Raw genomic sequence first — 8,880 nt, 5'->3', positions numbered from 1 at the left:
CCGGGCCGCCGGGGCCGGCCGGGCGCGGCGGCGGGCAACGGCACCGGCCCCAGCACCTCCGCCTCGGGCGGCAGCTCGACCATCGTCAGGAACTCCGCGACCGCCTCCGCCGTCCCGGAGACCGCCACCATCCGCGACACCGGCGGAAACCCCAGCTCGGCGCGCTCGGCGAGTTCCCGCACCGCGTGGCCGACCGGGTCCCAGCGCACCAGGGCCTGCACGGGCCGCAGGGTCGGCTCGGCGACGATCACCACCGTGCCGCCGGCCCGCTGCGGCCGCACCAGCGCACCGGCCGCGATCCAGCGCCGCAGCGCGTCCTCGCCCGCGCGCAGGTCCGGCCGCCCCAGCATGGCCCAGCCGTCGAGCAGCAGCGCGGCGGCGTAACCGCCCTCCGCGACCGGTTCGGCGCCCGGTGTGCTGACCACCAGGGCGGGCGTCCCGGGCACCGTGTCGAGCACGTGCTCGCGGCCCGAGGTGCGCACCGGGACCGCCGGGAACGCCCGCCCCAGCTCCTCCGCGGTGCGCCGCGCCCCCACGATCTGCGCGCGCAGCCGGAACGACCCGCACTCCGGGCAGTGCCAGGACTCCTCGCCCCGTCCGCACCATCCGCACCGCAGGGCCCCGGCGCCCTGGACGTCCTGGGCCTCCAGCGCCTCCAGCGGTCCGGCGCAGTGCCGGCAGCGCGCGGGCTCGCGGCAGCGGGCGCACGCCATCCGCGGGACGTACCCCCGACGCGGCACCTGCACCAGGACCGGTCCGTGCCGCAGCCCCTCCCGGACGGCCTGCCAGGCCAGGGTGGGCAGCCGGGCCGCCCGCGCGGCCTCGTCGCGCGCGAGGTCCTGGTCGCCGACCGTCCGCACGAGCGGCGCGGCGCCCCGCACCTGCTCGCGCCCGGCGACCAGGGGCCGGGCCCAGCCGCTCTCCACCAGCTGCGCCGCCTCGACGGTGCAGCTCCAGCCTCCCAGCAGGAAGGCGCACCGGTCCTGGGCGGCGCGCAGCAGCAGCACCTCCCGCGCGTGCGGCTGGGGCGCGTGCTGCTCGCTGTGGCTGTCGTCGCCGTCGTCCCAGAGGGCCACCAGTCCGAGATCGCGCACGGGCGCGAACATGGCGGCGCGCGTCCCGACGACGGCCCGCACGGCACCTCTGCGTACGGCCAGCCACTCCCGGTACCGCTTCTCCGGTCCGGCGTCGGCGGTGAGCAGCGCGTGCCGCCCCTCCCCCAGCAGGTCCGTCAGCGCCGCGTCGACGCGCGCGGCGGCCCGCCCGTCCGGTACGACGACCAGCGCGCCGCGGCCCGAGGCGAGCGTCGCGGCGACGGCCCGCGCCAGCTCCTCGCTCCAGTGCGGGCCGGGCAGCGCGTTCCACACGGCCCGTGGCGCGCCGCCGGAGGCCAGTGCCGTGAGGAACGCCGCGCCGTGCTCGTACCGCTCCCAGGAGCCCGGCTCGGGCGCCGGCGGCGGGGGCAGCGGGGCAGGTGAGGGCCGCTGCTCGGCGCGCGCGTTGCGCGGCGGCACGGCCAGTTGCAGCACATCGGCGAGGCTGCCCGCGTACCGGTCGGCGACGGCCCGGGCCAGCCCCAGCAGCTCGTCGCTCAGCACGGGTTCCGGCGACACAACCTGGGCGAGCGCGGCGAGCGGTCCCGAGTAGTCGGACTCGGCGCGCCGCTCGATCAGGAAGCCGTCGATCAGGCCCCCGCCCTCGCGGCGGCCTTCGCGCACCCGGTGCCGCCCGGCCCCGAACCGCACCCGCACCCGCACGCCGGGCTGCGCGTCGGCGTCCAGCTCCTCGGGCACGGCGTAGTCGAAGTACCGGTCGAGGTGCAGCACGCCCTTGTCCACGAGCACCCGGGCCACGGGCAGCTCCCTGGCCAGCGCGGCGCCCCGCCAGGTCCGCGGCTTGGCCCGCGGCTCCCGCGCCTTGCGCACGCTCTCCCGGATGAGCGCGAGCTGCTCCGGCGGCGCACCTTCCGCGCCCTCGCCGCCCCGCCCGTTCTCGCTGCTCACGCTTGCATTCTTACCAAACCCCACTGACACCGGCGCACGGCCCGCAAACACCTCGGCCCCCTGGGGACCGGGACCGGGACCGGAACCTGGTCCGGGCTCGGGCCGACGGCGAAGCGGGCCACGGCGGGCGCCCGAGCCGGGGAGTCACCGGAACCGGACCGGACACCGGGCCAGGACACCGGACCGGACCGACACCGGTGCCGACACCGGCACCGGCACCGGCACCGGCACCGGCACCGCACGGCACAGCACCGGGGTGCGCTGGCATCCGACCGGGCGGGCCGCCACGCCCCCGCCACCCACGCGAGGCCCTCACCCGCCCACGCGAGGCCCTCACCGCCCACGCCGCGCCTCTCTCCACCCATGCGAGGACCCCGCCCGCCCCCGCGGGGCCCGTCACCGCCCAGCGCTCACGCTCCTCCCGCACGCGCCGAGGCCCGGCACCCCCGAAGGGGCGCCGGGCCTCGTGAGCAGGTCGGGCCTTACAGCCCCGCCGCCTCGCGCAGCGCGTCGACGCGGTCCGTGCGCTCCCAGGTGAAGTCGGGCAGCTCACGGCCGAAGTGGCCGTACGCGGCGGTCTGGGCGTAGATCGGACGCAGCAGGTCGAGGTCGCGGATGATCGCGGCCGGACGCAGGTCGAAGACCTCGTCGATGGCCTTCTCGATTTTCTCGGGCTCGATCTTGTGGGTGCCGAAGGTCTCGATGAAGAGACCGACGGGCTCCGCCTTGCCGATGGCGTAGGCCACCTGGACCTCGCAGCGGGCGGCGAGGCCCGCGGCGACCACGTTCTTGGCGACCCAGCGCATCGCGTACGCCGCCGAGCGGTCCACCTTGGACGGGTCCTTGCCGGAGAACGCGCCGCCGCCGTGACGGGCCATGCCGCCGTAGGTGTCGATGATGATTTTGCGGCCGGTCAGGCCCGCGTCACCCATCGGACCGCCGATCTCGAAGCGGCCGGTCGGGTTCACCAGCAGGCGGTAGCCCTCGGTGTCGAGCTTGATGCCCTCGTCCAGCAGCGCCTTCAGCTCCGGCTCGACCACGAACTCCCGGATGTCGGGCGCCAGCAGCGAGTCCAGGTCGATGTCCGAGGCGTGCTGCGAGGAGACCACCACGGTGTCGAGGCGGACGGCCTTGTCACCGTCGTACTCGATGGTGACCTGGGTCTTCCCGTCCGGGCGCAGGTAGGGGATCGTGCCGTTCTTGCGGACGTCCGTCAGGCGCTTGGACAGCCGGTGGGCCAGGAAGATCGGGAGCGGCATGAGCGTCGGCGTCTCGTCCGTCGCGTAGCCGAACATCAGGCCCTGGTCGCCGGCGCCCTGCCGGTCCAGCTCGTCCTCGTCGCCCTCGACGCGGGTCTCGTACGCCGTGTCGACGCCCTGCGCGATGTCCGGGGACTGCGAGCCGATCGACACGGACACCCCGCAGGAGGCGCCGTCGAAGCCCTTCTTCGAGGAGTCGTAGCCGATCTCCAGGATCTTGTCCCGGACGAGCTGCGGGATCGGGGCGTAGGCCTTGGTCGTGACCTCACCGGCCACGTGGACCAGGCCGGTCGTGATCAGGGTCTCGACGGCGACCCGGGAGGCCGGGTCCTCGCGCAGCAGCGCGTCGAGAATGGTGTCGCTGATCTGGTCAGCGATCTTGTCGGGGTGACCCTCGGTCACGGACTCCGAAGTGAACAGGCGACGGGACACAACGCTCCCTGGGGTTGCAGCGGCTGCTGGCTGATCATGGGTGGACGGGACGGGGCTGCGCCCGGCGTCGTCCTGGAACAGTTTATCGGTCGCACTCGTCCGCGGGACCACCCGTCTCGCCTCTCGGGAGCGCTGTGACCTGCGGCACGGGCATTCTGCCCAATCTTCCGTGGCATTGGCCAGAGGCGCCACACCGTCAATGCCGGAAGACGGAGGCACACCGGCGTGCCGAACAGGCGGACGAGTGACGGTCCGGCCGGGCGGTCAGGTCAGGCGCTCGGCGACCAGGTCCCACACGGTTTCGGCCAAGTGCTCCTTGGGGCCGTGCGGGACGGGGGTCTCGCCGCCGTCGGCGGCCAGCACCACGGCCTCGCTCTCCTCGGCGCCGAAGGTCTTGCGCTCCCCCACCTCGTTGACCACCAGCAGGTCGCAACCCTTGCGCTGGAGCTTCCTGCGGCCGTTGGCCAGCACGTCGTCGGTCTCCGCGGCGAAGCCCACGATCACCTGACCGGGGCGGGCCCGATCGGCGGATATCTCGGCGAGGATGTCGGGGTTGCGGACCAGGACGACCGGGTCGGGCTCCTGGCCGTCCTTCTTCTTGATCTTCCCGGCCGCGTAGGTCGCGGGGCGGAAATCGGCCACCGCGGCGGCCATGACGACCGCGTCGGCGTCCGCGGCCGCCTTCAGCACCGCCTCGCGCAGCTGGACGGCGGTGCCGACCGGGACGACGTCGACCCCGGCCGGGTCCGGCAGCGCGGTGTTGGCGGCGATCAGGGTGACCCGGGCGCCGCGCGCGGCGGCCGTGCGGGCGAGGGCGTACCCCTGCTTGCCGGAGGAGCGGTTGCCGAGGAAGCGGACCGGGTCCAGCGGCTCGCGGGTGCCGCCGGCGCTGACCACGACATGGCGGCCGGTGAGGTCGGGCTCGCGCACCCCGCGGGCCAGCACCCGGCGGCAGACCTCGAAGATCTCGGCGGGCTCGGGCAGCCGTCCCTTGCCGGTGTCGACGCCGGTGAGGCGGCCGACGGCGGGCTCGATGACGACGGCGCCGCGGCGGCGCAGCGTCGCCACGTTCTCCTGGGTGGCCGGGTGCTCCCACATCTCGGTGTGCATCGCGGGGGCGAAGACGACCGGGCAGCGGGCGGTGAGCAGGGTGTTGGTGAGCAGGTCGTCGGCGAGGCCGTGGGCGGCCTTGGCGAGCATGTCGGCGGTGGCCGGGGCGACGACGACCAGGTCGGCCTGCTGGCCGATGCGCACGTGCGGCACCTCGTGGACGTCGTCCCAGACCTGTGTGGAGACGGGGTTGCCGGAGAGCGCGGACCAGGTGGCGGCGCCGACGAAGTGCAGGGCGGAGGCGGTGGGGACGACCCGGACGTCGTGTCCGGACTCGGTGAGCCTTCGCAGCAGCTCACAGGCCTTGTACGCGGCGATGCCGCCGCTGACCCCCAGTACGACCTTCGGCTTGTCCACCGTCGACTCTCCCCGGACCTCGGAAACGGGCAACCACCCCCATGAGACACCACAGGCCCGGCAGACGTGCTACCGGGCCTGTGGAAAAGCCAGCCGTGGGCTGATCGTATGACTTACTGACCGGGGCCCTCGACGGCCTCGGAGGTCAGCAGTCCCGCGTTGATCTCACGCAGCGCGATCGAGAGCGGCTTCTCGTGGACGTGGGTGTCCACGAGCGGACCGACGTACTCGAGGAGACCCTCGCCGAGCTGCGAGTAGTACGCGTTGATCTGGCGGGCCCGCTTGGCCGCGTAGATCACGAGGCTGTACTTCGAGTCGGTGGCCTCGAGGAGCTCGTCGATCGGCGGGTTGATGATGCCCTCGGGCGCGGAGATGGAAGAGGACACGCTCTACCTTCCGATGGATGGGAAAGATGCAGTCCGTGTGAACCGGGGGCCGTGATCCAGGACCGCGATCCGGGATCGTGCCCCGCACCGTGGTCCGGGTCTGATCTGCGATCCAGGCCCGCGGCGACCACGGACGGTCACACGACGTTCATCAAGGCTAGCAGCTCACGGGCGACGTCCTGGACGGAGGTGTTGACCAGCGTCTCGTCGAACTCCGCCTCGGCGGCGAGTTCGACCTTGGCCGCGTCCAGCCGGCGCTCGATCACCTCGGGCGGCTCGGTGCCCCGGCCGGTCAGCCTGCGCACCAGCTCCTCCCAGGAGGGCGGAGCCAGGAACACCAGCTGGGCCTCGGGCATCGACTCGCGGACCTGCCGGGCCCCCTGGAGGTCGATCTCCAGCAGGACGGGCTCACCCGCCTCCAGACGCTCCAGCACGGCCGCGCGCGGCGTCCCGTAGCGGTTGCCGGCGAACTCGGCCCACTCCAGCAGCTCGCCGTTGGCGATCAGCTTGTCCATCTCCTCGTCGGTGACGAAGAAGTAGTGGACTCCGTGCTTCTCGCCGGGGCGGGGCTTGCGGGTCGTCGCCGACACCGAGAGCCAGACCTCGGGGTGTTCCTTGCGCATATGGGCGACGACCGTGCTCTTGCCGACCCCGGAGGGTCCGGAGAGCACGGTCAGCCGCGGACGTTCACTCATGCAGCGATTATTCCAGCAATCCCGGAGTGCCCGGGACCAGGCCCGGGCGAGCCGGGGTCAGGAACCGGTGCCGCCGAATTCGCGCTCGAGGGAGGCGATCTGGTTGGAACCGAGACCGCGCACGCGGCGGCTCTCGGAGATGCCGAGTCGCTCCATGATCTGCTTGGCGCGGACCTTGCCCACGCCCGGCAGGGACTCGAGGAGGGCGGAGACCTTCATCTTGCCGATGACGTCGTTCTCCTGGCCCTGCTTGATGACCTCGTGAAGGGAGGCGCCGGAGTGCTTGAGTCGATTCTTGACCTCGGCCCGCTCCCGGCGAGCCGCGGCGGCCTTTTCGAGCGCGGCTGCGCGCTGTTCGGGGGTAAGGGGCGGAAGAGCCACGCCTACGTCACCTCGGATGTCGAACTGTCGGATACGGACCGGTGAGGAACCTAGTCGCCCCACACCTGGGGAGCCACGAGCAACACGGTTGCCCGTTCTCCCCCACTGCCTCGAGGGCGTGGGAGGTGGCCCCACTCGTCGGAGACTAGCGGTCAAGTCCGCCAGAGTCAGCGAGAACAGAGGAAAAGTCCTGGTCAGCCTCTGTCAGGACCGGATATTTCAGACATACTGCCCTGGATTCGTGGATGTATCCAGCCTCAGGCCGTTCCCGAAGGACCCGGCGGAGCTCTCAGACCGGTGCCACCGCGGCCCGGATCTCCTCCGCGAAGCGGTCGGCGGCCGTCCGCAGCGCGCCCACGTCGGGACCGTGACGCAGAACACCCCGGCTGACGTTCGGGACGACGTTGCGCACCGCGGCCTTGAAGACCCGCGGCAGATCGGCCGGCGTGGCCCCTTGGGCGCCGATGCCGGGCGCGAGCAGCGGGCCGTTGATCGCCAGGTCGTACGAGGACAGGTCGCCCAGCGTCGCCCCGACGACCGCGCCGAAGGACCCCAGCGGCTCCTCCCCCGCGTTCTCGGCGGCGAGGTGGGCGAGCATCGTCGCGCCGACGGTGCGGCCGTCCGCGCGCACGGCGTGCTGGACCTCGCCGCCCTCCGGGTTGGACGTCAGCGCCAGCACGAACAGCCCGGCGCCGTTCTCCCGGGCCAGCTCCACGGCGGGCTTCAGGGAGCCGTATCCGAGGTACGGCGAGACGGTGAGGGCGTCGGAGAACAGGGGGGCGCCCCGGCGCAGGAACGACTCGGCGTAGGCGGCCATGGTGGAGCCGATGTCGCCGCGCTTGGCGTCCATGACGACCAGCGCGCCGGCCGCGCGGGCCTCCTCGACGGACTTCTCCAGGACCGCGACACCGCGCGAGCCGAAGCGCTCGAAGAACGCGCTCTGCGGCTTGAGCACGGCGACCCGGTCGGCCACCGCCTCGACCACCGTGCGGCTGAACCGCTCCAGGCCCGCCACGTCGTCGTTCAGGCCCCACTCGGCGAGCAGGGAGGCGTGCGGGTCGATGCCCACGCACAGCGGTCCCCGGTCGTCCATGGCGCGGCGCAGCCGGGCGCCGAAGGGATCCAGGGGGCTCGTGCCGGTCATCGGGGCTTCCTCACGTCGGCGCCGACCGCGTCGGCGAGAGTGGCGTACGGGCTCTGGCGCAGCCGCGCGGCGAGGCCCTTGTGGATGGCGCGGGCCCAGAAGGGTCCCTCGTAGACGAAGGCGCTGTAGCCCTGGACCAGCGTGGCGCCGGCCAGGATGCGCTGCCAGGCGTCCTCGGCGTTCTCGATGCCGCCGACGCCCACCAGGGTGATCCGGTCGCCCACGCGCGCGTAGAGGCGGCGCAGCACCTGCAGGGAGCGTTCCTTCAGGGGCGCCCCGGACAGGCCGCCGGTCTCCTTCACCAGGGACGGGTCGGAGGTCAGGCCCAGACCCTCGCGGGCGATGGTGGTGTTGGTCGCGATGATGCCGTCCAGGCCGAGTTCCACGGCGAGGTCGGCGACCGCGTCGACGTCCTCGTCGGCGAGGTCGGGCGCGATCTTCACCAGGAGGGGGACGCGCCGCGTGGTGACCGTGCGGTCGGCGGCCTCGCGTACGGCGGTCAGCAGCGGGCGCAGCGCCTCGGTGGCCTGGAGGTCGCGCAGGCCGGGCGTGTTGGGCGAGGAGACGTTGACGACCAGGTAGTCGGCGTACGGCGCGAGCCGCTCGGCGGACTTCACGTAGTCGAGGACGGCCTCTTCCTCCGGCACGACCTTGGTCTTGCCGATGTTGACGCCCACGACGGTCCGGAAGACCGGTGTGCGGGAGGCGAGGCGGGCGGCGACGGCGAGCGAGCCGTCGTTGTTGAAGCCCATGCGGTTGATCAGCGCGCGGTCGGCGACCAGGCGGAACAGCCGCTTCCGGGGGTTGCCGGGCTGCGGCTCGCCGGTGACGGTGCCGATCTCGACGTGGTCGAAGCCGAGCATCGCCATGCCGTCGATGGCGACGGCGTTCTTGTCGAAGCCGGCGGCGAGCCCGAACGGGCCGTGCATGCGCAAGCCGAAGGCCTCGGTGCGCAGCTCCTCGTACCGGGGCGCGAGCGCGGCCGCGACGAAGGTGCGCAGCACGGGGACGCGCACGGCCAGGCGGATCCAGCGGAAGGCCAGGTGGTGGGCCGCCTCCGGGTCCATCCGCCGGAAGAAGAGGTTGAAGAAGATCTTGTACATCGGTGTCCTC

The 8,880-nt window shown here is 73.1% G+C and carries 8 protein-coding genes; all 8 read right to left on the bottom strand.

Annotated elements, in window-relative coordinates; translation table 11 throughout:
• On the bottom strand, nucleotides 1-2,003 hold a 2,003-nt coding region (locus AB0K92_RS24150; RefSeq protein ID WP_365926018.1), incomplete at its 3' end, for a primosomal protein N'.
• A 482-nt stretch (nucleotides 2,004-2,485) separates the two neighbouring features.
• Entirely contained in the window at nucleotides 2,486-3,694 is a 1,209-nt protein-coding gene (gene metK, locus AB0K92_RS24145) for a methionine adenosyltransferase (RefSeq protein ID WP_365926016.1), read from the bottom strand.
• Nucleotides 3,695-3,958: 264 nt separating this feature from the next.
• On the bottom strand, nucleotides 3,959-5,161 hold the full coding sequence (gene coaBC / locus AB0K92_RS24140) for a bifunctional phosphopantothenoylcysteine decarboxylase/phosphopantothenate--cysteine ligase CoaBC (protein ID WP_365926014.1): 1,203 nt from the start codon (nucleotides 5,159-5,161) through the stop codon (nucleotides 3,959-3,961).
• Nucleotides 5,162-5,274: 113 nt separating this feature from the next.
• Nucleotides 5,275-5,547: a DNA-directed RNA polymerase subunit omega gene (gene rpoZ / locus AB0K92_RS24135; RefSeq protein ID WP_004933985.1), complete on the bottom strand. Its 273-nt coding sequence runs from the start codon at nucleotides 5,545-5,547 to the stop codon at nucleotides 5,275-5,277.
• 137 nt (nucleotides 5,548-5,684) lie between these two features.
• Nucleotides 5,685-6,242, bottom strand: coding sequence for a guanylate kinase (gene gmk / locus AB0K92_RS24130; RefSeq protein ID WP_365926012.1), 558 nt, complete (start codon nucleotides 6,240-6,242; stop codon nucleotides 5,685-5,687).
• A gap of 57 nt (nucleotides 6,243-6,299) precedes the next feature.
• Nucleotides 6,300-6,623, bottom strand: coding sequence for an integration host factor (locus AB0K92_RS24125; RefSeq protein WP_125496088.1), 324 nt, complete (start codon nucleotides 6,621-6,623; stop codon nucleotides 6,300-6,302).
• Nucleotides 6,624-6,912: 289 nt separating this feature from the next.
• Nucleotides 6,913-7,767, bottom strand: coding sequence for an orotidine-5'-phosphate decarboxylase (pyrF, locus tag AB0K92_RS24120; RefSeq protein ID WP_365926010.1), 855 nt, complete (start codon nucleotides 7,765-7,767; stop codon nucleotides 6,913-6,915).
• Complete coding sequence (locus tag AB0K92_RS24115; protein ID WP_365926008.1) at nucleotides 7,764-8,870, bottom strand: quinone-dependent dihydroorotate dehydrogenase; 1,107 nt, start codon at nucleotides 8,868-8,870, stop codon at nucleotides 7,764-7,766. The genes pyrF and AB0K92_RS24115 overlap by 4 nt, the downstream gene beginning before the upstream one ends.
• Nucleotides 8,871-8,880 lie beyond the last annotated feature (10 nt).

This window comes from Streptomyces sp. NPDC052687 (assembly GCF_040678395.1).
Lineage (GTDB): Bacteria > Actinomycetota > Actinomycetes > Streptomycetales > Streptomycetaceae > Streptomyces.
This window is presented reverse-complemented; position numbering and strand designations above follow the sequence as displayed.